Source organism: Salinimonas marina (assembly GCF_015644725.1).
In the GTDB taxonomy this organism is placed as follows: domain Bacteria; phylum Pseudomonadota; class Gammaproteobacteria; order Enterobacterales; family Alteromonadaceae; genus Alteromonas.
In genome coordinates this window covers 1,311,774-1,333,609 of the sequence record NZ_CP064795.1, presented here as the reverse complement: position 1 = coordinate 1,333,609, position 21,836 = coordinate 1,311,774, and the positions used below count along the sequence as shown (strand labels likewise).

At 51.8% G+C, this 21,836-nt stretch carries 18 protein-coding genes and 1 pseudogene; 7 read left to right on the top strand and 12 right to left on the bottom strand.

The window, feature by feature from the left end; translation table 11 throughout:
• Positions 1-52: 52 nt before the first annotated feature.
• Positions 53-844: a tRNA pseudouridine(38-40) synthase TruA gene (truA, locus tag IT774_RS05920; protein WP_195811760.1), complete on the bottom strand. Its 792-nt coding sequence runs from the start codon at positions 842-844 to the stop codon at positions 53-55.
• Between the two features lie 261 nt (positions 845-1,105).
• Here truA and IT774_RS05915 point away from each other — a divergent pair, with 261 nt between their 5' ends.
• On the top strand, positions 1,106-2,029 hold the full coding sequence (locus tag IT774_RS05915) for a patatin-like phospholipase family protein (protein ID WP_195811759.1): 924 nt from the start codon (positions 1,106-1,108) through the stop codon (positions 2,027-2,029).
• Here IT774_RS05915 and IT774_RS05910 read toward each other — a convergent pair.
• The 4 genes from IT774_RS05910 to fabB form a co-directional block, all read right to left on the bottom strand.
• Entirely contained in the window at positions 2,012-6,574 is a 4,563-nt protein-coding gene (locus tag IT774_RS05910) for a FimV/HubP family polar landmark protein (RefSeq protein WP_195811758.1), read from the bottom strand. The genes IT774_RS05915 and IT774_RS05910 overlap by 18 nt on opposite strands.
• Positions 6,575-6,959: 385 nt before the next feature.
• On the bottom strand, positions 6,960-7,976 hold the full coding sequence (locus tag IT774_RS05905; RefSeq protein ID WP_195811757.1) for an aspartate-semialdehyde dehydrogenase: 1,017 nt from the start codon (positions 7,974-7,976) through the stop codon (positions 6,960-6,962).
• Between the two features lie 42 nt (positions 7,977-8,018).
• Positions 8,019-9,167, bottom strand: coding sequence for a 4-phosphoerythronate dehydrogenase (locus tag IT774_RS05900; protein WP_195811756.1), 1,149 nt, complete (start codon positions 9,165-9,167; stop codon positions 8,019-8,021).
• A 129-nt stretch (positions 9,168-9,296) separates the two neighbouring features.
• A complete protein-coding gene (gene fabB / locus IT774_RS05895; RefSeq protein ID WP_195811755.1) occupies positions 9,297-10,511 on the bottom strand; it encodes a beta-ketoacyl-ACP synthase I in 1,215 nt (404 codons plus the stop codon).
• Between the two features lie 171 nt (positions 10,512-10,682).
• Here fabB and IT774_RS17350 point away from each other — a divergent pair, with 171 nt between their 5' ends.
• The 3 genes from IT774_RS17350 to IT774_RS17345 are packed head-to-tail and all read left to right on the top strand — an operon-like array spanning position 10,683 to position 12,744.
• A complete protein-coding gene (locus IT774_RS17350) occupies positions 10,683-11,198 on the top strand; it encodes a hypothetical protein (RefSeq protein WP_232365139.1) in 516 nt (171 codons plus the stop codon).
• On the top strand, positions 11,141-12,586 hold the full coding sequence (gene mnmC / locus IT774_RS05890; protein ID WP_232365138.1) for an FAD-dependent 5-carboxymethylaminomethyl-2-thiouridine(34) oxidoreductase MnmC: 1,446 nt from the start codon (positions 11,141-11,143) through the stop codon (positions 12,584-12,586). Before IT774_RS17350 ends, mnmC begins: the two co-directional genes overlap by 58 nt.
• Before the next feature lie 11 nt (positions 12,587-12,597).
• Positions 12,598-12,744, top strand: coding sequence for a hypothetical protein (locus IT774_RS17345; RefSeq protein ID WP_232365137.1), 147 nt, complete (start codon positions 12,598-12,600; stop codon positions 12,742-12,744).
• Positions 12,745-12,766: 22 nt separating this feature from the next.
• On the opposite strand, the gene IT774_RS05885 is transcribed toward IT774_RS17345, so the two are convergent.
• The 6 genes from IT774_RS05885 to IT774_RS05860 all read right to left on the bottom strand — a co-directional run bounded on the left by IT774_RS05885 (position 12,767) and on the right by IT774_RS05860 (position 17,126).
• Positions 12,767-13,492 carry a FlgO family outer membrane protein gene (locus IT774_RS05885; protein WP_195811754.1) on the bottom strand — a complete coding sequence of 242 codons (726 nt, stop codon included), beginning with the start codon at positions 13,490-13,492 and terminating at the stop codon, positions 12,767-12,769.
• A gap of 4 nt (positions 13,493-13,496) precedes the next feature.
• Positions 13,497-14,237: a FlgO family outer membrane protein gene (locus tag IT774_RS05880; protein ID WP_195811753.1), complete on the bottom strand. Its 741-nt coding sequence runs from the start codon at positions 14,235-14,237 to the stop codon at positions 13,497-13,499.
• Between the two features lie 4 nt (positions 14,238-14,241).
• Positions 14,242-14,883, bottom strand: a complete 642-nt coding sequence (locus IT774_RS05875) for a FlgO family outer membrane protein (protein ID WP_195811752.1) — start codon at positions 14,881-14,883, stop codon at positions 14,242-14,244.
• Positions 14,884-15,077: 194 nt separating this feature from the next.
• A complete protein-coding gene (locus tag IT774_RS05870; RefSeq protein ID WP_195811751.1) occupies positions 15,078-15,380 on the bottom strand; it encodes a YfcL family protein in 303 nt (100 codons plus the stop codon).
• A gap of 16 nt (positions 15,381-15,396) precedes the next feature.
• Positions 15,397-16,524: an ATP-NAD kinase family protein gene (locus IT774_RS05865; protein ID WP_195811750.1), complete on the bottom strand. Its 1,128-nt coding sequence runs from the start codon at positions 16,522-16,524 to the stop codon at positions 15,397-15,399.
• Between the two features lie 2 nt (positions 16,525-16,526).
• Positions 16,527-17,126: an elongation factor P hydroxylase gene (locus tag IT774_RS05860; RefSeq protein ID WP_269749792.1), complete on the bottom strand. Its 600-nt coding sequence runs from the start codon at positions 17,124-17,126 to the stop codon at positions 16,527-16,529.
• 147 nt (positions 17,127-17,273) lie between these two features.
• Here IT774_RS05860 and IT774_RS05855 point away from each other — a divergent pair, with 147 nt between their 5' ends.
• The 3 genes from IT774_RS05855 (at position 17,274) to IT774_RS05845 (ending at position 19,572) form a co-directional block, all read left to right on the top strand.
• Complete coding sequence (locus tag IT774_RS05855) at positions 17,274-17,717, top strand: acyl-CoA thioesterase (RefSeq protein ID WP_195811749.1); 444 nt, start codon at positions 17,274-17,276, stop codon at positions 17,715-17,717.
• 130 nt (positions 17,718-17,847) lie between these two features.
• A complete protein-coding gene (locus IT774_RS05850) occupies positions 17,848-18,408 on the top strand; it encodes a type 1 glutamine amidotransferase domain-containing protein (protein ID WP_195811748.1) in 561 nt (186 codons plus the stop codon).
• Between the two features lie 72 nt (positions 18,409-18,480).
• Entirely contained in the window at positions 18,481-19,572 is a 1,092-nt protein-coding gene (locus IT774_RS05845) for an alkene reductase (protein ID WP_195811747.1), read from the top strand.
• A 90-nt stretch (positions 19,573-19,662) separates the two neighbouring features.
• Here IT774_RS05845 and IT774_RS05840 read toward each other — a convergent pair.
• A pseudogene (locus IT774_RS05840) lies at positions 19,663-21,697 on the bottom strand (NADPH-dependent 2,4-dienoyl-CoA reductase).
• Between the last annotated feature and the right edge of the window lie 139 nt (positions 21,698-21,836).

Below are 21,836 nucleotides of genomic sequence, written 5' to 3'. Positions count from 1 at the left end.
GAATAATCGAAAAAATAAAACTGGTCTTAGAAGTTAACCCTATCATGCCTGGTTAGTTATCCGGCAAAAATAAAGGCCCTAACGGGCGAGCGGGCAACGAAAACTGCTCGGGATAGGTGACATCCACCAAATACAAGCCATGGGGTTTGGCGGTCGCCGCGGCCTGGGTCCGGTCTTTGGACTGTAACAACTCGCTTAGCCATTCCACCGATTGCTCTTTAGCGCCTATCTCTATCAGGGAGCCTACGATATTTCTGACCATATGGTGCAAAAATGCATTTGCGCGAATATCCAGGATCACATAGCGACCTTGCCGGCTTACCGCAATATCGGTAATTTTACGAAATGGCGAGTTCGACTGGCAATGCGCCGCACGAAAAGCACTAAAGTCCTGTTCGCCCACCAGCGCCTGGGCAGCGCGATGCATACGGTCTTCATCCAGGGGTTTGTAAACATGGGTCACCCCTTTACCTAGAATGGCCGGGCGCAGTACAGCGTTATACATGATGTAGCGATAACGCCGGTGGGTGGCCGAAAACCGGGCATGAAACGCATCAGGCACTTCACATGCCCAGTTTACCGCCACCGAGGCTGGTAAATTGGTGTTCGCGCCCATTTCCCAGGCTTTAAGTGGCCGGGTATTTGGCGACTCAAAATGCACTACCTGTCCGGTGGCATGCACCCCGGCATCAGTGCGACCAGCACACTGCACATTAATTCTGGTATCAGCCACTTTTGAAAGCGCGTTTTCCAGATATTCCTGCACGGTTTTTACACCGCGCTGGCGCTGCCAGCCATAAAGAGCAGCCCCATCATATTCTATGCCTAAGGCGTATCGCCTCATGTTACCTACCCATTTTTAAAAAATCGGCTAAGTGTAGACTCAGGGCCGCCCAGATGCAATGTGTTCGCCGGGGCAATCTTCTTTGTTTGATGACAAAAACCGGCTTCCCGCCAGTTATCAATCCTGGTTCTGCATGCAGATAAAGCTAAAGGGTAAATACTGGTTTATTATACTTATTATTAGTCTCTCACTATGGCACTTTTTAACGCAAAGCCGACAGAACTGAACTAGGCTTTGTGTAAGTGGCTTGTGAGAACCGATATGCCTGATACAAATTATCCAACAACCATTGTCCCTATTTTATCCGGTGGCGGAACACGTTTACCGGCCCATATTGGTATTCTGCAGGCACTTGATGATTTGCACGTCTCCTACTCTACCATTGTAGGCGTTTCAGGAGGCTCCATTATTGCGGCCCTGGTGGCCAAAGGGCATAGCCTGACCTATCTGAAGCAGCTGGCCCTGACCACCGACTTTCGTCAGTTTACCGGCTTTTCGTTATGGCGGTTATTAAAACAGGGCGGGTTGTCATCAGGAGATCATCTGGAACAATGGCTGGATGCGCAACTTGAAGGCATTACGTTTGAGGCCTTACCCTTTAATCTGAATATTGTCGCCACCGACGTCAACGGCGGCGGCCCGGTTATTTTCAACCGTGACACCACGCCTACGGTCAAAGTCTCGCAGGCGGTACGCTCTTCCATGTCCATCCCACTGATATTCGCCTTCAAAGAATTTGGCGATAAGTTGTTGGTAGACGGTGCTATCTTATCTGAAGATGCCTTATTTCGGGATTGGCAGAAGGATGGCACGCCCTCGGTATGCTTCAGGCTTCGTAGTGAGCCCAGAAAAGAATCGTTAGCAGACAAAGGCCATTTTCCCCTGCCCCTTTATCTGACCATGCTGACCCGCACATTTATGTCGGCATTGTCCCGGGAGTATGTTGATACACGATTTTGGCAACGCACCATTATTATCAACACAGGCCAGATTTCAGCGGTCGATTTTAAAGCTGCACAAAGTACCAAACTAAAGCTTTATCAGCTGGGTTACGATACGACTCTATCTTTTATTCCTAAAAAGCTACAGCAGCAAAGCGAGGTCCCCGGCGAATGCCGGGGGCCGTGTTATCAAGGTATGAATCGGCACATTAGCAGGGTTGCGACCTTATACCAGTGTCGCTAACAGATCGCTGGCCTCTTTCTGCTGCTCTTCGCTGCCATTTTTAATGACATCTTCCAGTAGCTCACGGGCGGTTGGCATATCATCCATTTCCAGATAAACCCGGGCTAAATCAAGATTGGCGTTTTGGCCAGCATCCTTATCAATATCAATAATATCCGCATCATCGCTGATACCACTGTAGTCCGACAGGCTGACATCTAAATCCAGCGGCATTTCTTCAAACTGATTGCCTTCATCCTGCAGGCTTTCATCCAGTAACGACTCTACGGTCAGGTAGTCGGTCTCTTCATTTTTAGAAGGAGTGAGATCGTCAGGCTCATTGAGCAGCGCTGACAAGTCCAGATCGGGGTTTTGCTCTTTAAAGCGCCGCTCGGTTTCATCCGGCAGATTTGAGGGCGAAGCATCGGTAGTTGGCTCAGAAGATTCCCCGCCCATATCATCAAGCAAAGCATCAAAGTCAGAGCTTTCCAGCTCATCAAAAATATCTTTATCGGTGCCTTTGGTACCCGACAACCAATCATCCAGGCCGGGCACATCCGCCAACTCGTTGATATCACCCTGGGCAGGTTTTACCGACGGTATAACGCCTTCTTCTTCCTGCTCTAGCTTAAACTCAGGTGCATCATCAAAATCGCCCAGAATACTGTCATCGAACTCGCTCTCAGCCTGCGGCGCCCCGTCGGTAAACGAGGGGATGTCTTCCATCATCTGCTGATCAAATTCGGCCAACGCAGAGTCAAGAGGATCAACCTGAACGTCCGAGCGCGGTTCAGAAGCGGGGGTTGATTCCGCGGCCGTTGCTAAGTCCGCGGGGGCGGCATCGCTTGCTTCATCTTCAAACTCAAGTGAAGGCTCGCCGGCAAAATGGTCTTCTGACTCTTCAGGTTGCTCTATCTCGCTGAGCAGGTTCTCCGCGGCGTCTTCTGAAGCGAGATCCTGATTGGGCGCTGCAGTCGACTGAGGGCTGGGATCCTCCATCATGCTGTCAAATAAGGCGTCAATGTCCTCATCGGACATATCCTCATCGGTGAACTGACCGGCCGTTTCTGCCTCTGGTGTTTCGCGCTCGGTTATACCCTCTTCAGGTGTTTGTTCATCTTCATGAGTAAACTCATCACCGGATCTGGCTGTTTGTTCCAACTCGTGTTCAGCAGCAGATTCTTCTGTTGCAGCCGGTACGGTGTCACTATCGCTCATTGTATCTGCTGCTGAGTCAGACTCAGCTTCATCGCCGCCGAGACTGTCGAGCAGAGCTTCAATCTCTGCATCGGCCATGGCCGGGCCAGCGGGCTGCTCACTGACGGGCTCTGATTGTGATGTTTCAGCGTCGGTGGCACCCTCTTCAGATACTTTATCCTGTGCGGTGGTGTCATCAGCCGTACTTTCAAAAGGGCTTACTTCCGGAATTTCGCCTGACTGCTGCGATTCGCTGTCAGCATGTTCTAAGTCAGGCTGCGCTTCATCGCTTTCCAGACTATCGAGCAACGCTTCAATCTCTGCATCCGCCATGACCGGGCCGGCGGATTCATCGGCTGAGGCTGATGCTTCATCGTCGGTGTTCACCTCAGCAGGCGCGGACTCAGAATCAGACTCAGCATTATCTTCAGCCACACTAGCAAGCAGTGCATCGATGTCGTCATCGGCCGCATCCGTATCGCTGCTGTCGCTTTTTGATGCTGACTCGGGTGCCGGCTCAGGCTCAGACTCTGAATCAGGCTCAGCATCATCTTCAGCCACGCTATCGAGCAGCGCATCAATGTCGTCATCGGCTACATCCGCATCGTCGCTATCGCTTTCTGATGCTGACTCGGGTGCTGATTCAGACGCGGACTCAGAATCAGACTCAGCATTATCTTCAGCCACGCTATCGAGCAGCGCATCGATGTCGTCAGCGGCCACATCCGTATCGCTGCTGTCGCTTTCTGATGCTGACTCAGGCGCGGACTCAGTATCAGACTCTGAATCAGACTCAGCGTTATCCTCAGCCACACTATCGAGCAGCGCATCAATGTCGTCAGCGGCTACATCTGCTTCGCTGCTGAAGCTTTCTGATGCTGACTCGGGCGCTGATTCAGGCGCGGACTCTGAATCAGACTCAGCGTTATCCTCAGCCACGCTATCGAGCAGTGCATCGATGTCGTCAGTGGCCACATCCGCATCCGCGCGGTCGCTTTCTGATGCTGACTCGGGTGCTGATTCAGGCGCGGACTCAGTATTAGACTCTGAATCAGACTCAGCGTTATCCTCAGCCACGCTATCGAGCAGTGCATCGATGTCGTCAGTGGCTACATCTGCTTCGCTAATGTCGCTTTCTGATGCTGACTCGGGCGCTGATTCAGGTGCCTGCTCAGGCTCAGACTCTGAATCAGACTCAGCGTCGTCCTCAGTTACACTATCGAGCAGTGCATCAATGTCGTCATCGGCAACATCCGCCTCGGTGCTGACACTTTCTGATGGCGATGAGCCGACGCCGGCCGAGGGCTGTTCTTCTCCGGCAGAGATACCGGCTTCCAGTTCGGCTAATAAATCATCAGTAAGCTCTTCGTCCTGGCCGGCCTGCTCACCCGGTGAGGCTTCAATATCGCTGGGATCGCCTGCAGCATGATCAGTATCCAGTTCAGCAAGCAGCTCTTCAGACAGCGCATCCAGTTGTTCCTCACTATCATCCTGCTCGGCATTTAATTCCGCCAGTAACTCATCGCTTAACGGATCATCAAAACCTGCTGCGGGCTGGGGCTCTAATAACTCGTCTTCTTCAAAGTCATTTTCGGCTTGCAGCTGGGCAATAAGCTCATCAGAGAGTGGATCAGCAAAGTTCTCGGCATTATCGACATCATCAAGTTCGATATCATCCAGGTCATCGGCAAACGCATCCAAATCCTGGATACCCTGCGGCGAGGGTCCGCTGTTTTCTAATTCTTCACGCTCTATGTCTTCAGCGGTCGGCAGTCCGCCCATTTGTTCAAGCTGGTCTATCTCTTCGAGTATGCCATCGGCAAGCCGGTCCAGTTCGGCATTTTGCTGATTGATTTCATCATCCAGCTTCCCCAGCATGGCATCATCAACAGTGTCGTTGTCCGTAACAAAGCTTTTTTCACCTTTCGCCTGCTCGGCTTCCAGCAATTCATCAATGCTGATTTCAGGTTGTTCATCATTGCCCACGGACGCCGCCGTTATCGGGGGCAGGCTGTTGTCATCGGTGTCAAGCTCGTTAGCCAGCGCCGCATCATCAGTATTCACCGTGAAGTCGTCTTCAGAGACCGGCTGTTCGGAAGGTTTTTTCTCTGGGACCTCCTCCGGCTCTTCGGAAATTACGTCGTTCTGACCGGCCGAATCAATATCATCAACCTCTTCGGTTAACTCAACCGTATCCATGTCTTCGTCATCAAACAGGCTGTCCAGATCACCCTGACCTAATTCGCTGTCACCATCTTCAAAAATTTGCTCATTTTCATCGGGCACCAGCATGTCATCAGAGAAGTTGTCCAGCTCGGCATCCAGGGTATCTTCAAGCTCGCTGGACAATACATCATCCAGCAGTTCATCATCGTTAAACAGCTCATCATCAGACAACTCCGGCGTATCATCTTCTATGTCGGTGCTGATGCTACTGGCAATGTCTTCTGTCACTGTAGGCGGTGCCGCCTCAACCTCACTTTGAGGCGGCATTTCCGGCGCCTCGTGGTCGCGTTTTCTTAGGAACCAGGCTGCCAGACCGCCGGCCAGGAGTAAGGTTAATATGCCTGAGCCGATAATCAGACTTACAGGCTGAGTAAGCGTCGAGATAATGCTGGATTGTTGCTCGGCCTGCCGCGCGGCCTGATCCTCTTTAACCATGGCTAGCAGTTCACGCTGCAAGGCAAGCTGTTCATCCATCTGGCTTTGAACATCGCCTTCTACCTGTTGGCGCAGACTCATCAAATCAGTATTAACCTGCTCTACACGTTCATACAGCTTGCGATTTTCATCCAGCATTTGTTGTACATTGTTCAACGAGGCGGCAAATTGTTGACGCAATTCATCGAATTGTTGAATTTGTTGCTCATCCAGGCGGCTGATTTGTTGTTCGATGGCGGTGCGGGTATCGGATAAATCCGACTTTTTAACAAGGGGTTCCGGGGGTTTGATATTGTTGCTGGCAGAGGCCGGTTGCTTTAAAAGTTCGGCATATTGTTTATCATCGGCTTCAGCATTTGTGCGGGCCTCTTCAACATCAATACGGGCTGTATAGCGACGAGAAGGCAAACGCAGTGTGGCGCCTTCTACCAGAAGATTGCGGTTCTGTTGCTCAAAGGCATCGGGGTTCAGCTCATAGATCGCCTGCATAACCTGGTACATCGACAACGAACTGTCCTGCCGGTAGCGCTGCGCAATTCGCCATAGCGTATCCTGCTCGTCGATGGGACCATAAACCGCTCCCGAGTATTGGTTGGTCGCATCTTTGGGCCCACGAAGCTGGGTTTGCCGTTCCTGTGCGCTAATGTCGGCAGCGGGGAAAGTACTTAAACACAACAGCACCAACAAGCCCGATAAATGCAGTTTCATAGCGTTCCTATATGCCCTCAAGTGTGTTCACCGGTTCATGACACACAATCAATCAGAATAAGGTAGTCATGTTGCTTGTCACTAAACGGGCTTATTCTGAGCCTTTTATTTTTATATGGTGCAGGCCAGCCCCAAAGGCGGCCTGAAGTAAATCTATTTTTCAGATAGTTAGCAGCGTGAGCCAAACCTGCTCCGGGCACACGGCAGAATTATTCAGCACCCTGCTATGGGCAATTCGCTCGTGTACGTATGCTGCTGTAATATAAACTATAAACCAGAGCCGCCCGGCAATCTAGCTGGTTCACAAAAAACTAAAATAACCGCCGGCTTAGCTTATTCTATCGGCCGCAGGCAAAAAATATTTACCTGCCTGCCGAAGATTGTTTTACAGGTAGTCACGCACCAGGGTTTCAGCAATCTGCACACTGTTGGTGGCCGCCCCTTTGCGAACATTGTCCGACACCACCCACAGATTCAGGCCATTAGGATGGGAGATATCGTTACGCACCCGGCCCACATGGACCCAGTCATTGCCGCTGGCACTGGATACCTGAGTGGGGAACGCTGCCGGGGTGTCATAAAGCTTAATGCCTTCGGCCTGTTCTAATAACGCTTTGGCGTGATCGGCTTCAATCGGCATCCGGGTTTCAATATGAACCGCTTCGCCATGCCCATAAAACACCGGCACCCGAACCGCGGTGGCATTTACCAGCACACTGTTATCGCCCATGATTTTCTGGGTTTCCCAGGCCATTTTCATTTCTTCTTTGGTGTAGTCATTGTCCATAAACTCATCAATCTGCGGAATGGCATTAAACGCAATTTGACGGCTAAAGGCTTCTGTCTCAACTTCCCGGGCATTCAATAAGCTGGCGGTTTGCTTAGCCAGCTCTTCCATTGCCGACTTACCGGCACCAGATACCGACTGATACGTAGCCACATTAATTCGTTCAATACCAACTTCATCGTGAATAGGCTTTAAGGCCACCAACATCTGAATGGTCGAACAGTTGGGGTTGGCGATAATATTGCGGTTTCTGAAGTCAGCCAGAGCATGAGCGTTGACCTCAGGCACCACTAACGGAATATCGGGCTCGTAACGAAAATGCGAGGTATTGTCTATGACAATACAACCGGCTTCGGCGGCCAGCGGCGCAAATTTTGCTGAGACACTGCCACCGGCTGAGAAAAAACCAAATTGCACCAGACTAAAATCAAAATCATCGGCGTTTTGGACTTCGATCTCTTCACCTTTGAAATTTATCGTCGCGCCCGCTGAACGCTCACTGGCCAACGGATACAATTTATTGATTGGAAATTTCCGTTCTTCCAGTATTTCGATCATGGCCTGGCCCACCAAACCGGTAGCACCTAATACCGCAACATCAAAGGCTTGTGACATAGAAATAAAGTCTCCTGCTGATAACAACGTAAAATAAAAAAGTTAGAGCGTTTCTAACGTAAAACCGAGTCCGGTAAGCTGGCGCAAGATACCTTCCGAGACCACGCCTGACAAGCGCAATGTATACGCATTGTATTCGCGCCGTACCCGATACCCTTTTCGAAACGCCGTAAATTGATTAGATTCTGCCATCATCTGGCGAAAAAGCCTATCGTCCTCGGCAATATCATAGATACCTAATAACAGCTGCGCCAGCTCTGCAAAGCTTAATGCCTCTACCGACGGATCCCGGGGGGTAAAATCAAAGGGCATGGGCGCAGCCAGAAAATCTTCCATCTGCAACGCTACCGGTTGTGCTGCCGCCTCGCAAAATGCCTCGTAGACCAGTTGCGTGCCGCGCAGTTTGCCTTCAATACTATGGCCGGCAATGTGGCCGGTAGCAAACCACAGGAAGTCCAGCAGACGAGTATCTATCGCTGGCTCATTCATAAACACATCCAGCACCGCCGTAGGAGCCGGTTTTTGTTGCAGGCGTTGTGCCAGCGCCTGTTCATCGACGACTTCGCCCCGGCAGGCATTAATAAATAGCTGATGGGCAGATAAACCGGCCAGCTGCCTGGCCCCGATGAGCCCGGCTGTCGGGTGGGCGCCCTCGCGGGTAAAGGGAATATGCAGGCTGATGACATCACAGGCCATTATCTCTTCCAGGGCCACAAAATTACGCGAGTCACCGGCCTCTTCCCGGGGTGGATCGTTCAGTACATAACTGATGTTCAGGGCTTCCAGTAATCTTGAAAGGGTCGTACCGACATGCCCTGCCCCGACGATGCCCACAGTTATCCGATCGAGCTGGATTTTGTCCTCAACACTGGCTTTTAACAAAATACTGACCACGTATTCGGCCACGGCGATGGCGTTACAGCCCCCCGCATCGCGCCAGGCGATATTGGCCGACTCCAGATAAGGAATATCCAGATGATTGGTGCCCGCGGTCGCTGTTGCCACCATTTTTAATTGCTTAGCCTCTTGCAGCAGCGCGGCATTCACCACGGTGGTGGAACGTACCGCCAGATACTCAACATTCGCTAAATCAGCCGGGGAAAGAGCCCCGGTCTCAAAAGAGCGGGCCTGACCTAAAGCAGAAAAGTATTCGCCCCCGTGGGGAATGCTGCTTTCATAAAGAATGTTCATGATGCGGTAAATTCTCTTTTTAAATGCGGGATTATCTGGATAGCCAGCATAACACCGCCCTTACAGATAAAAAAACAGCGCCGGAACAGGCGCTGTTTTTATTCAGTTTACCACCACAATCGCTGATTGCTATTTGTGATAACGCTGCATCACCAAAGTCGCATTGGTGCCACCGAAGCCGAAGCTGTTCGACATGACGGTATTGAGCTCAGCATTGCGCATCTGTGTTACTACATCCAGCCCCTGAGCCTGTTCGTCCAGTTCGTCGATGTTGATAGAAGGCGCGATAAAATTATTTTGCATCATTAGCAGGCTGTAAATAGCCTCATTCACCCCGGCTGCACCAAGGGCATGCCCGGTCAGTGATTTGGTGGCACTGATGGGAACCGGTGAATCGCCGAACACTTCGCGAATCGCACCCAACTCTTTCACATCACCAACCGGTGTAGAAGTGCCATGGGTGTTCAGGTAGTCGATAGGCCCTTTGACATTTTCCATCGCCATCCGCATGCACCGAACGGCGCCTTCACCAGAAGGGGCCACCATGTCAAAACCATCCGAGGTTGCCCCATAGCCTACCACTTCACCATAAATGGTGGCGCCGCGGGCCAGAGCATGTTCAAGCTCTTCAACCACGACCATACCGCCGCCGCCAGAGCTGACAAAGCCATCCCGGCCGGCATCGTAAGTGCGCGAGGCAACCGCAGGGTTGTTGTTATATTTGGTCGACAGTGCGCCCATGGCGTCAAACTGACTGGATAACGACCAATGCAATTCTTCACCGCCACCGGCAAACACCACATCCTGCTTACCAAGTTGGATAAGCTCCAGCGCATTACCTATAGCATGTGCACTACTGGCACAGGCTGAGGCAATTGAGTAGTTCACACCACGAATTTTAAACGGTGTCGCCAGACACGCTGATACGGTGGACGACATACAGCGCGGAACCATATACGGCCCCACACGCTTGACACCTTTTTCGCGCAGAATATCGGCGGACAACACCTGATTTTCAGATGAAGCACCGCCAGAGCCGGCAATAATACCGGTGCGCTCGTTGGAAATATCTTTTTCCTCCAGCCCCGAGTCAGCGATAGCCTGCTGCATAGCCACATACGCATAGGCCGCGGCATCGCCCATAAAGCGCATCGCTTTACGGTCAATATGGTCTTTAAAGTCGATGTCTACATCGCCCCAAACCTGACTGCGTAAGCCCATCTCGGCAAACTGTTCAGAAAATGTAATGCCTGACTTGCCCGCTTTTAAAGAGGCAAGTACGTCGTCTTTATTGGTTCCGATGCTTGACGTAATGCCAAGTCCGGTGATAACTGCTCTTCTCATAATCTACCCTTAACTGTGCTGGGGCATATGGTAACGATTCTGGCAGACAAAGTGGTCTGCTCTTTCAGATATTGTTTATCAATTCATCAACGATATCGTAAACAACTATTCACACTGTATCATGCACGCTATGATCATGCAGTCTAATCACTACAAGGCAGGATTAATTGCGTGAAAACCCGCCACGCCACAGTACACTTTAATGAACAGGGCACTCCGGTGGCCGATGATTTTGATGATGTTTATTTTTCTAATGACAGCGGCATAGATGAAACGCTGCATGTTTTTGTGGGCGGTAATAGCCTTCCTGAGCGCTGGTTGCACCATACCCAGCCCCATTTTGTTATCGCCGAAACCGGCTTTGGTACCGGTCTGAACTGCCTGGTCGCAATGCAGGCCTTTGCCCGGTTTCGACAGCAACATCCTGAACATCCTTTACAGCGGCTATATATTCTTACCACTGAATGCTTTTTGTTAAAGCACGCTGATCTGCAGCGGGCCTTGGCGCATTTTCCCGGGTTAGCCGCCGGCGCCCGGGAACTGCTGCGCCAATATCCTTTAGGGCTGGACGGGTGTCATCGGCTGCACTTCACAGACTTTAGCACCACCCTGGATATCTGGCTGGGGATGTGCACGACCTGTTACCCCAATGGCACGCTCCCGGGGAGACGCCTGAGCAAGGACTAGTGGACGCCTGGTTCTTAGATGGCTTTGCGCCTAGCAAGAATCCGCAGATGTGGACCGAGGCCTTATTCGGGCAAATGGCCCGGCTCAGCAAACCCGGCACTACCTTCGCAACCTTTACCGCGGCCGGAATCGTCAAGCGTGGGCTGGCTGCGCAGGGATTTGCCGTTACCAAATGCCGCGGATTTGGCCGTAAACGCGACATGCTGACGGGCACCTGGAAGCCTGCAGAAGCGAGCACTGAGGGCGAGCGCGGGCCGCGCGCGGGGGTCTCTGATGCACCTTATTATCGCTACACCACCGAACCGCTCACGGCTGCTGACAATGTTGCCGTGGTAGGGGCAGGACTGGCCGGTGCCATGACCGCCCTGGCCCTGGTCCGGCGCGGCATCCGGGTAAGTTTGATTACTCAGGCCCAGCAGCCTGCCGATGGCGCCTCAGGTAACCCGCAGGGTGGATTCTATCCGCAATTGCATACAGTACGCAGTCCGGCCAGCGAATTGCAAGCCCACAGTTTTATCTATGCCCGGCGTTATTATGATTGGCTACTAGACCAGGGCGGGTCATTTGCCCATCAATGGTGTGGGGTATTGCTGCTTGATTTTAATGACAAGGTGGCAGCGCGCCATCAGCTGATGCAAGAAGAGCAAACCTGGCCGCAGGAGTTGATTGATGGTGTAGATGCGCACCGCGCCAGTAATCTGGCTGGGGTCAGCCTACCCTACCCGGCGCTGTTTTGCCCCATGGGCGGCTGGATAAGCCCGCCCCAGCTGGTTGAAAGCCTGATAGAGCAGGCTCAGCAAACCGGGTTACTGAGCTTTCAGCCAAACACCCAGGTGACGGGCTTCAGAACCCATCCTGACCATGTCACCTTAACTACCGGCAACACCGAAACAGATTTTTCCCACGTGGTTTTTGCCAGCGGCGAAAGCCCGGCGCTGTCGCTTGAGCAATATTTACCCCTGCGTCCGGTCAGAGGCCAGGTAGAAGCCGTTAAATCGGTGGCTCCGCTCAATCAGCTGCAAACGGTGTTGTGCCACAAGGGTTATCTCACCCCCGCGCTAAATGGTTATCACGCCATGGGCTCGACCTATGTAAAAAATGATACCGCGACAGAGACTCGGCAGCAGGAAAGCCAGCAAAATGAACAATTGCATCAGCGGGTACTGGGAATGACATCATGGGGCACTGCTTACGTGCCAGCGGCAAGGCCCGGGCTGCGACCCGGCAGACATTGCCTGATCATCAGCCCGCGGCAGGCAATCTGCCTCTTACTGCAACCACCTGTGAGCCATGGCTGGCGCTGGGCAAAGGCATTGGGTTGGCCAGAGTACCCACGCCGCCGGCCCAGCGGGTGCAGGTACTCACCGGCCTGGGTTCCAGAGGTTTAACCACCGCGCCAATGATGGCAGAAATCCTGGTCAGCCAGCTAACCGGCGAGCCGCTGCCGTTAAGCAATTCATTGCTACAAACCGTCAACCCACAACGTTTCATTGTGCGTCAGTGTATACGTAGCGAAGTGACCGGCAGTGGGGCGACCAAACCATAGATTCGGTGCCCCCCAGGCCGGGCTAGCGGGACTCGGCCTGGGGGTGGTTTAAGCTGGTAACCATAAAGGCAGGAATTTGTAAACTTGAGGCTGCCACCAGCTGACCGGTTTTCAGTGTGACTATCCGGGCATTAATCTGCACGCCTCTTGGGGTTTCCACCATAGTGCCGGTAAGCACATGATCGATGGCGGCCGTGGTTTTTAATAAGCGTGAATCGCGGGTTAGCGCAATATCGCCATGGGGCGTTACAAATAACGAAGGTGCCAGCTTATATTCCACCACCGACACCCCGTAATCCTGTAACACGGCCATCAGATATTCGGACAGCTGATTTCCCAGTACCGTGGTTTCCTGCAACGACTGGTTTAACCGGACAAAGCTGGCCACCCCGATATTGGCATCATCCAGACTCGGCGTATGGGCCATCAACTGCATGGCCAGCTGATCGGCATAGTCGTGCAGCGGTTTATGGGTGAGGCTGGCGCGAAAACCCGAAGGCAGCGGATCCTGATACTGGTGAGCTACGGGTTGAGGACGCTGGGTCATCAAATCACGGCGATCCGGCCGGTAACTTAAACCCGACCCGGTAGGAGCTGACACCACAGAGTCTTCACCGCTGACCTGCCAGCGGTCTGCCTGCGTGGAGGCCTGGGCTTGCGACTTCTGCGGGTCGATGTTGCTATACAGCAGACTGCACCCGCTTAGCGCCAGCAATGGCAATAATAAAACGCTTAGGGTAAATTTCATGCCCTTATCCTTTGCTCAGTTTCACACCGTCTTTGGCACCGTCAGGCTGGGTTCCATCGCTGGGAATAAGCGCATCCACCACATAAAAAGGAATAAGCATCTGCGCGCTGGCCACCACCGCGCGTGATTCAATCCCTAGAATACGAGCATTAACCAGCACGCCCCCCTGGTGTTTCGCCATGGTGCCGGTAAGAACATATTCGATGGGTAGGGTACTGTTTAACTCAAGGTAATCCCTGGACAACATAAAATCGCCCACATCTGAGATACGAATATAATCGGTGGCTTTGTGATCAAGTACCGGAATTCTGAATTTATGCAGCTCGTGCATAAACGACTCGGCCATCTGCTGTCCGAGCAAATTGGTTTGCTGCAAATCAGAATCAAGCAACGCAAAGTGTGTCACCGCCACCGGGGTTTTCACCGAGATATACTCCATATTGGAGATTAAATCCTGTGTCAGGTTTTTGACATAATCGCCCACATGCCGCGTCAGGGGCCGCCCTTTGTAGGCCCCCTGCACCGAGGAATAAATACGCGGTTTATCAATGGCCCCAAAACTGTCCTGGGCTGGTCCGGCGGCAGGTCGCGCCTGACGATCGGCGGCACTAATATCGACCACCGTCAGCGAACTGACCGGTTTACCCTGCGACTCAGACCCTGTAGTGGCCTGGTTTTGCGGCATCGCACTACAGCCGGTCAGCAGCAACAATGCTGCCGCTGCACTCCACCACGGCTTAATCATCTTTTTACCCCTTAGATTCGGTTCTGTATAATCGCCCGTTACGGGTGGTCACCTGTTCACTGCTCCAGAACAAGCCCGCCGGGAAAAATCGGGTGGCCGCGGCTACCACATCTTTGTTGCGGGCATCGATGATTTTAGCATTGACCATCGCTCCGCCCTGCTGATGTATCAGCGTACCGGTGATGTAATAGTCCACGCGCTGAAGCCCTGAAAGTTGTTCAACCTGACGGGACAAAACCCGATCGCTGTCATCACTCATTATTATATCGTTCGTTAGCCGAAACTCTTGAGCGGTAAACCCGCGTTTTGTGGCCTCAGTGACTAACCCCTGCTCCAGCTGATGTCCTAATTGCATCAGGGGTTGCTGTTCATTGCGGTCATAGCGCATGGTCCGGGCAGGCACGAACCCTGCGACCGCATAGCGTAAATGGCGTGCAGGGGCAAGACCATCAAACAGTTCGTTGGCCAGTAAATAGATTTCGTATTCGGTATTTCCCAGTGCATTCTCTGGCGAGGGCTGGACGGTAGCAGCGGAATCTGTGACCGAACTACACCCGCTCAGCAGCAGCGGCAGAATAAGAAGTGCGACCTGGCACAAAGAAATTTTCGGCCCTGGGCCGGGCTTGTGGTTTAAACGCCAATTCATCGTATACGCCAAAAAAATTACAATTCAGCAGTAGTACGGCAAGAAGTGTACCAGGTGGAATTTGACGCTTTATCAGCGACGCCCGGCCGGCAGGCAGGGAATACGGGCACTTGCGAGGCAAAAAAAGGAGGAAAAGACGGCAAACGGTCATCGTTTGCCGTCTGTGGCAGGATAAATCTTGCCGTGGGGCAAAGCTAAGTGTTTACCTTTGCCACCTGCTGTTGCCACAAGGCCCAGACTTTTTGTTGATCGTCGGCTTCAAGTTCCTTATTGGCAAAAGCATCTTTTAAGCTGGTCGTAACCGCCTTGTCCAGAACCTCCAGATTGGCCTCGGGCTCGACTTCAAGGGGTTTGGAAATCACGGCAAAATGTCCTTGCAGGTAACTGGCGATGAACAGCTCATCGTCATCGCCATGGTCAACCACACTATCGAGGTTTTGTTCTATCTGAGTGACCGCGTCTAAAAAAGATGGATCTGCTGTTTTGGGATTTTGCATCCTGGGGGAGTTCCTCTTATTGAGCCGGGTAGATGACTTTGTCTTCGTAGCCGGTTATTACAGTTAAACTGCCTGCTAATGCGGCATCTAGTGTTTCGTCGCCGGTATCCAGCCGCAACGGTTTTCCGTCCAGGGCCTGCAGCTTTTGCTTGGTAGCGACGATGAGAATATTGTGCTTGCCGAGCGTTTTCAAAAATGACGGGCTAAGCTGCTGATTGCCCCGCCCAAACACATGCCCCTGACCGCCAATAACGGTTACCACAAGCTTGGTGGGACTATCGCCGGTAAGCTCCACCAGCGTGCTGGCGGTGACATCGCTGGCCACCAGCTCGCCATTTTTAATCACATCGACCCCTAACAGGGTATTGGGTACATCCAGTTGTGCCATTATGCTGGCCACTGTGGAACCCGAGCCCATAACATAATAGGAGTCAGGGTCTTCGGTGATCATTTGCGCCAGGTATTCGGCGATGTCATCTTCCACCAGCTCTTCGTGTTCTTTGCCACCCATTTTCACCGCCTGAATATATTCAAGCTGTCGGGGCACCCGCATTTCGCCAAAATGACGAGCCAGCACTTTGCCCTCTCGAAACGCCTCTTCATCAATGTCACGTACTTCTGCGTCAAACTCGCTGACCAGCTCACCGGCGACCATCATGGCGGTGACTTTGCCCGCAGCCGACGGCGTGACCGCATAGACGCCAGAATGAATTTTACACCCGGCAGGCACCCCCAGTACCACCACGGCATTATTTAAACAGCGGTACAGATTGCGTGCGGTCCCATCGCCCCCGGCAAACAACAGCAAGTCAAGATCCTGCTGGGACAGGGCCGTAGCGGCTTCTTCGCTATGATGAGCTTCAGTTTGTTCAGCATCCGGGTGATAAACCACCTCACAGCTGAGCCCCGCGGCGTGACAACTGTCTTCGCCCATGGCCCCGGCCGCGGTAAAAAGCTTCAGGTTGGCGGTCTGATCCTCAAGCTGACGTAATGCTTTGGTCATTTTTCGCGGGGCTTCCTGCGCGGCCCCCATGGAAAGGGCTTTTTCACGAATCTCGGCGCCATCACTGCCTTTAAGTGCCAGGGCGCCGCCAATTCCGGCAAAGGGGTTTACCAATACGCCTAATCTGAATGCTCGTGACATAGTTATGCTGCCTTTTCCTTTTCCATTTCCAATAAGCGGGCCAGTGAGGCGTCTTTGGTGCCAAACCTGTGTTGTAAAGCCTCGATAAACAGACCGGCACGTGCCGGAAAACCGCTTTGTAAAAAGCAAAGCAGCTGTTGTTCTACCGCCCGGCTGAACCCTTCGCGATCTGGTTCCGCGCCATCAAGATTATCGGTGCTCACTCTGAATTTTCGGCCTGCGGCCAGGGTAAACGCCCACTCTATCGCCTGCGGTTTAATCTCCACCTGCTCAAAAGCTGCCTGCTGTTGGGCATTACGGCCATCGGGGCAATACCAGTACCCATAGTCTTCCAATAAACGCCGCTGCTGACCGGCCACACACCAGTGCGCCACCTCATGCAAAGCACTGGAAAAAAAGCCATGGGCAAACACAATACGATGATAGTCACAGTCTGTATCAGCAGGCAGGTACACCGGCTCATCCGTGCCCCTGACCAGTCGCGTATTGAAACGCTCATAGAAGCTCGAATTGAATACCCTGATCAGGATATCCACCTGAGGATCCTGATTGGCATGGCCCTGTTCGGCATTGCAATGGCGAGACGAAAATTGCGTATCCACTTTACCCCTGAATCGGCTGGCACTAAATGGCGCTGAGTCTAGCAAAACCGCGGAGGTAAGACCATATCTCAAAGTCGTCGCCCACGGTTGCCACTGGTTTAAGAAAAATGGTACAACCCCTGCCTGTTTGATGAAAATAATACCTCTATGCAAACATCATTACCCTGGCTGTACCCAAAGCCATACGTGGTGGACTGGACCATCAGTGCGGCCCATATTGATCACTACGGCCATGTAAACAATCAGGCTTATCTGGCTCAGGTTGAGGCGCTGGCCTGGTCTCATACCAATGCCCTGGGATTGAGTTTTACCGATTATCAGCGACTTGACCGGGCCATGGTCATTCGTCGCCATGAGCTGGATTATCATCTGGCATGTCATGAGGGTGATACCCTTAAGTGTGCCACCTGGATAACCTCCTGTGATCAGCGCCTGACCCTCACCCGCGAATTTCAGTTTGTTTGTCAGCGGCGGCAAAAATCCGTATTTACCGCCACCACCCGTTTTATTTGCACCGCCTTGTCTACCGGCGCGCCAAAACGATTGCCTCCCGAGTTTATTGATATTTATGGCAGTGCCTGCGTGTTTTAAGAAGACGGTTGGCACCGGTCGGCCGCTGTTGCTGCGCTAAACCTGTGTTAGATTTAATGTTTGTAAACGATCCCATCCGGTTTTGCTGTGCGTAGGAAGAGGCACATTGTCAACTGAGGAGGAAACTACAATGGGTGTATTAACAGGTAAATCCGTTGCCATTCTTGCAACCGATGGTTTTGAACAAGTTGAACTAACTGAGCCAATGAAGCGCGTGAAAGATGAAGGTGCCGAGGTCCATATTGTTTCTCTGGAGTCGGGTCAGATTCAGGGCATGAACCATGACGAGAAGGGCGACACATTTTCTGTAGATAAAACCGTCGATGAAGTTTCAGCCGATGATTATAACGGTCTGATTCTGCCTGGTGGCGTACTTAATCCTGATACCTTGCGTACTAATGACAAAGCCGTGCAGCTGGTACGTGATTTCTTTGTTCAGCACAAACCGGTCTCGGCAATTTGCCATGGACCGTGGTTGCTGGCCGAAGCCGATGTATTAAAAAATCGCACCATCACCTCTTTCTCATCAATTAAAACCGACCTTATTAATGCCGGTGCAAAATGGGTTGATGAAGAGGTAGTGGTAGATCAAGGTCTTACCACCAGTCGTGACCCCAACGATATGGAAGCATTTTGCAAGAAAGTTGTGGAAGAACTTCGCGAAGGAAAGCACGAAAAGCAAACTGTCTAGTGATTTAAGCCCATCCGCGATTGCAAGCCGGGTGCTCTCACCCGGCTTTTCTTTCCCTAACCGAGATATCTGATGACTGATTTATTTTCTGCCGGTAACACCGGCAATATCGAAATTCGAAACCGTATTTTTATGGCCCCGCTGACTCGCAGCCGTGCCCATGACGACACCGATGTGCCTTCTGATATGGCCGTAACCTATTATGAGCAACGTGCGTCGGCGGGCCTGATAATCGCAGAAGCCACGCAGATTAATCAGGAAGGCAAGGGTTATGTTAAAACGCCTGGCATTTACTCTCAGGAACAGGTGAACAAGTGGCGTGAAATCACCGATGCGGTTCACGCAAAAGGCGGCAAAATTGTGTTGCAGTTGTGGCATGTAGGCCGTATCAGTCATTCTCATTTTCAGCCAAATGGCGATGCGCCCCTGGCCCCATCAGCCATCAAGCCCGATGTCGATGTATTTTTTGATGGTGAAAAAAAACCTGCTTCAGAACCTCGTGCAATGACAACCGAAGATATTGCCCGCACCGTAGAAGATTATGGTAAAGCGGCCAAAAATGCTTACGATGCCGGCTTTGATGGCATCGAGATTCATGCGGCCAATGGTTATCTGATTGACCAGTTTTTACGGGACAGCACCAATAAACGGGAAGATGAGTACGGCGGGTCGCTGGAAAATCGCATGCGCTTTTTAAATGAAGTGGTAAATGCAGTTCTTAAATCATGGGACAGCGCTCAGGTAGGTGTACGTTTATCCCCCATTGGTAATTTCAATGATATAGAAGACAGCGACCCACTGAATACCTTTACCTATATTATTGATGTGCTGAATCGCTATAACCTGGCTTATCTGCATATGGTGGAACGCTTTCCAGGTATGCCAACCGAAAATACCGACTTAAAAACCCAGGAAATATTGCGTAAGGTCTGGAACGGTTTTTATATTGCCAATGGCGATTACGATTATCTGACCGCTAAAGCGGCTGTAGAGTCCGATTACGCCGATGCGATCACCTTTGGCCGGTTGTATATTGCTAACCCGGACTTAGTCGAACGTTTAGAGGTTGGTGCGGGCTTCAATGAGCCTGATCAGGAAACCTTTTATGGCGGCGGTAAAGAAGGTTACATTGATTATCCGTTTATGAATGAGCAAAACGGGTAACTCTGGCTCAAGTCAAATAGATAAATAGATACAAAAAGGCCGGGGAGCATGACGCCTCCCCGGCCTTTTTTATTTTGGTACGGGCAATAGTTACAGGCTCGCCGCCAGTCGGGTGCCTTGCTCGATGGCACGTTTGGCATCCAGCTCCAGGGCTTCATCTGCGCCGCCAATCAAATGGTGAGGCATTTTCAGACCTGCTACCAATTCGCGCAGAGGCTCCTGACCGGCACAGATAATAATATTGTCTACAGCCAGGGTTTCAGGTTTGCCATCAATACTGATATGCAAACCGTTGTCATCAATTTTATGATATTGCACGCCCGGAATCATTTTCACGCCTTTCATCTTGAGACTCGCGCGATGCGCCCATCCGGTGGTTTTACCCAGTCCGGCACCCATCTTTGTGGATTTACGCTGCAACAGCACGATGTCACGAGACGATGGCTCGGGCTGAGGCCGCATATCCTTGACCCCGCCACGTGCGGTAAAGGTCATATCGATACCCCACTCGCGCATAAATTCAGCAATATCCAGGCTGGGTTGGGTTTTGCCGTGAGATAAAAACTCGGCGGTATCAAAGCCAATGCCTCCTGCCCCGATAATAGCGACTTTTTGCCCCACGGGTTTGTGCTGTTTGATCACTTCGATGTACGACAGCACGCTGGGATGATCAATGCCTTCAATATCAGGGGTGCGCGGCACAATACCAGTGGCCAGCACCACGTCATCAAAGCCTTCGTCATTGAGCTGCGCGGCATCGGCGGCCGTGTTCAGTCTTACCTCTACACCATGGATTTCAAGCTGGCGGGCAAAATAACGCAGGGTTTCGTTAAATTCTTCTTTACCGGGAATCTGCCGGGCAATATTAAACTGCCCCCGATACTGTCATCTTTATCGAATAACGTTACCTTGTGCCCCCGGGAGGCGGCGGTGACGGCCGCTGCCAAACCAGCCGGACCGGCCCCACCACCGCCACTTTCTTAATATTATCGGCCGGAGATATTGTTAGCTGCAACTCATGACAGGCTCTTGGATTAACCAGACAACTGGTTAATTTGCCATTAAAAACATGGTCCAGGCAGGCCTGATTACAGCCAATACAGGTATTAATTTCGTCGGCTTTATTCTGTTGCGCTTTAATAACAAACTCGGCATCAGCTAAAAAAGGCCGGGCCATCGACACCATATCGGCATCACCCCGGGCCAGAACTTCTTCCGCCACTTCAGGGGTGTTGATACGGTTTGAGGTAATAACAGGAATTGACAGTGCCTGTCTGAATTTGGCGGTCACCCAGGTAAATGCGGCCCGGGGCACACGGGTTGAAATTGTGGGGATGCGGGCTTCATGCCAGCCGATACCGGTGTTGATAATGGTGGCTCCGGCACGTTCAATTTCTTTACCCAGTTGCACCACTTCGTCGTAGTTCGACCCGTCTTCTACCAGATCCAGCATAGATAACCGGTAGATAATAATAAACTCTTTACCCACTGCTTCGCGCACCCGCTGCACCACTTCGATAGGCAGCCGGATACGATTTTCGTACGCTCCGCCCCAGGCATCATCACGATGATTGGTGCGTTGTACAATAAACTGGTTGAGGAAGTAGCCTTCGGACCCCATAATTTCCACCCCATCATAGCCAGCACGTTGGGCTTGTTTGGCGGCAAATACAAAGTCATCGATTTGTTGATGAATTTCCTCATCGCTCAGCGCTTTGGGTTTGTAAGGATTAATCGGAGCCTGGATGGCAGAAGGCGCTACCAGTTTTTCGCTATAGGCATAGCGGCCTGTATGCAAAATTTGCATACAGATTTTACTGCCCGCAGCATGCACCGCATCGGTCACTTCCCGATGCTGCGCTACGGCTTTGTCAGTATCCAGACGCCGGGTTGCCGGGTGGGTGGCACCTTCTTCGTTAGGCCCTATACCGCCGGTCACTATCAGACCTACCCCACCTCTGGCACGCTCGGCATAAAAGGCCGCCATATGTTTATGCCCGCCAGGCATTTCTTCGAGTCCGGTATGCATAGAACCCATTAATACCCGGTTTTTGAGTTGGGTAAAACCCAGGTCCAGTGGTTGAAACAGATTCGGGTAAGCCGGATGTGGTGAGGTATTTTCCATAACAGCGCCTGTAATTTAGCAAAAATAAGTAAAGCCAATAAAGCGTAGCCGAAAAGACCGGCCAGGCCAAACTAGACAGTGTCAAGATATGATGTAATATGAACCCTGTCAACATGCAGCTTTTCATTTTATTTACATT

Coding starts and splice junctions, on each gene's coding strand:
- IT774_RS05910 (WP_195811758.1), bottom strand. CDS start 6,574: ATGAAACTGCATTTATCGGGCTTGTTGGTGCTGTTGTGTTTAAGTACT.
- IT774_RS05915 (WP_195811759.1), top strand. CDS start 1,106: ATGCCTGATACAAATTATCCAACAACCATTGTCCCTATTTTATCCGGT.
- IT774_RS05850 (WP_195811748.1), top strand. CDS start 17,848: ATGGGTGTATTAACAGGTAAATCCGTTGCCATTCTTGCAACCGATGGT.
- IT774_RS05875 (WP_195811752.1), bottom strand. CDS start 14,883: ATGAATTGGCGTTTAAACCACAAGCCCGGCCCAGGGCCGAAAATTTCT.
- IT774_RS17345 (WP_232365137.1), top strand. CDS start 12,598: ATGATGGCAGAAATCCTGGTCAGCCAGCTAACCGGCGAGCCGCTGCCG.
- IT774_RS05885 (WP_195811754.1), bottom strand. CDS start 13,492: ATGAAATTTACCCTAAGCGTTTTATTATTGCCATTGCTGGCGCTAAGC.
- IT774_RS05865 (WP_195811750.1), bottom strand. CDS start 16,524: ATGTCACGAGCATTCAGATTAGGCGTATTGGTAAACCCCTTTGCCGGA.
- fabB (WP_195811755.1), bottom strand. CDS start 10,511: ATGAGAAGAGCAGTTATCACCGGACTTGGCATTACGTCAAGCATCGGA.
- IT774_RS05845 (WP_195811747.1), top strand. CDS start 18,481: ATGACTGATTTATTTTCTGCCGGTAACACCGGCAATATCGAAATTCGA.
- IT774_RS05870 (WP_195811751.1), bottom strand. CDS start 15,380: ATGCAAAATCCCAAAACAGCAGATCCATCTTTTTTAGACGCGGTCACT.
- IT774_RS05905 (WP_195811757.1), bottom strand. CDS start 7,976: ATGTCACAAGCCTTTGATGTTGCGGTATTAGGTGCTACCGGTTTGGTG.
- IT774_RS05900 (WP_195811756.1), bottom strand. CDS start 9,167: ATGAACATTCTTTATGAAAGCAGCATTCCCCACGGGGGCGAATACTTT.
- IT774_RS05880 (WP_195811753.1), bottom strand. CDS start 14,237: ATGATTAAGCCGTGGTGGAGTGCAGCGGCAGCATTGTTGCTGCTGACC.
- truA (WP_195811760.1), bottom strand. CDS start 844: ATGAGGCGATACGCCTTAGGCATAGAATATGATGGGGCTGCTCTTTAT.
- IT774_RS05855 (WP_195811749.1), top strand. CDS start 17,274: ATGCAAACATCATTACCCTGGCTGTACCCAAAGCCATACGTGGTGGAC.